The 1,410-nt window shown below is 70.4% G+C and carries 1 protein-coding gene; it reads right to left on the reverse strand.

The window, feature by feature from the left end; translation table 11 throughout:
• Positions 1-115 precede the first annotated feature (115 nt).
• Positions 116-1,351: an IS701 family transposase gene (locus ACIP4X_RS35760; RefSeq protein ID WP_326800729.1), complete on the reverse strand. Its 1,236-nt coding sequence runs from the start codon at positions 1,349-1,351 to the stop codon at positions 116-118.
• Between the last annotated feature and the right edge of the window lie 59 nt (positions 1,352-1,410).

Consider the following 1,410-nt stretch of genomic DNA (forward strand, 5'->3'; position numbering starts at 1 on the left):
TGGCGTGGGTGGTGTTCTGGCGGAGCTGAAGCGGGGATGCTGCGGTGGCAGGTGGGGCATGTGCCGGTCCATGCGCGTATGAGGTCCTGGAGCGTGTCGAGGACCTGGTAGAAGGTCAGGCCGGCGCTGTTGCTTTTGGGTCGAGGCGGCGGAGGGTGAGGAAGGCGTGGGCGGCGGTGACGAGGGTGGCGTGGTGGTGCCAGCCGCGCCAGGTGCGGCCTTCGAAGTGGTCCAGGCCCAGGCCGTGCTTCATCTCGCGGTAGTCGTGCTCGATCCGCCAGCGCATCTTCGCCAGGCGGGCCAGGTGCCGCAGGGGGGTGTCGGCGGGCAGGTTGGTCAGCCAGTACTCGGTGGGTGTCTTCTCGTCGGCGGGCCATTCACTCAGCAGTGTCGCCGGGGGCAGAACGCCGTCCCAGGCGGTGGAGCCGCCCGCCCGGGCCATCGCGTGTCTGCGGGCCGCGACACCGGCCGGACGCACGATCCGCACCCGGAATCTCGAGCGCATCGGCCCCTTGGACCCTGTGCGCCAGGTCGCCTGCCGGTAGGCCTTGCGGCCGGTTTCGGCGGCCAGGTCCTTCAACGAGAGCGCTCCGGTGCGGTAGCGCAGGGCGGGCTTGCGGCCGGTCCCGCTCCAGGCCGGTGCGGTGGGCACGGCGTCGTGCGGATGGGCGGATTCGTCCGCCCGCACCGCGACGACGAAGTCCAGTCCGCGGTCGGCCAGAGCCTGCCGGAACGCGGTGTTCTGCCCGTATCCGGCATCCGCGACGATCACCTGCGGGACGAGGTCCCAGCCGATCGCCTCGTCGATCAGATCCAGGGCCAGCCGCCACTTCTCCCGGTGCCCCACCTCCTCGGGCACCCCCGCCCTGGCCCGGCGTCCGGCGGCGTCCTGCCACTCCTGCGGCAGGAACAGCCGCCACGAGATCGGCACGGAGGCGGTGTCGGACGCGGCATGCAGGCTGACCGCGACCTGGCAGTTGGACTGCTTGCCCAGCGCCCCACACCACTGCCGGGCCACCCCCGCCGACATCTTCCCGTCCTTGGGGAACGACACGTCGTCGATCACCCACACCAGGGGATCGACGACGGGGACCGTCTTGACGGCCACCGCCCGCAACACCGCGGCGTGGTCCCACGGCGACTGGTTCACGAACTGCTGCAACGCCTGCATATCGCCGTCCGGCAGCCGCTCGGCCATCGGCTGGATCGACTTCCTGCGACCGTCCAGCATCAACCCGCGCAGGTAGCAGTCGCCCTTCGCCCGCTGATCCCGGCGCGGCACCGACGCGAACACCTCGGCCACGAACGCGGCCAACTCACCCCGGAGTTGCTCGATCTCCCCCAAGTCCACACGGGCAGCCTGCCGGACTCGGCACCCAAGATCAAATCAACCTAACGAAGTACTACTAG

The organism is Streptomyces sp. NPDC088817, assembly GCF_044750345.1.
GTDB lineage: Bacteria > Actinomycetota > Actinomycetes > Streptomycetales > Streptomycetaceae > Streptomyces.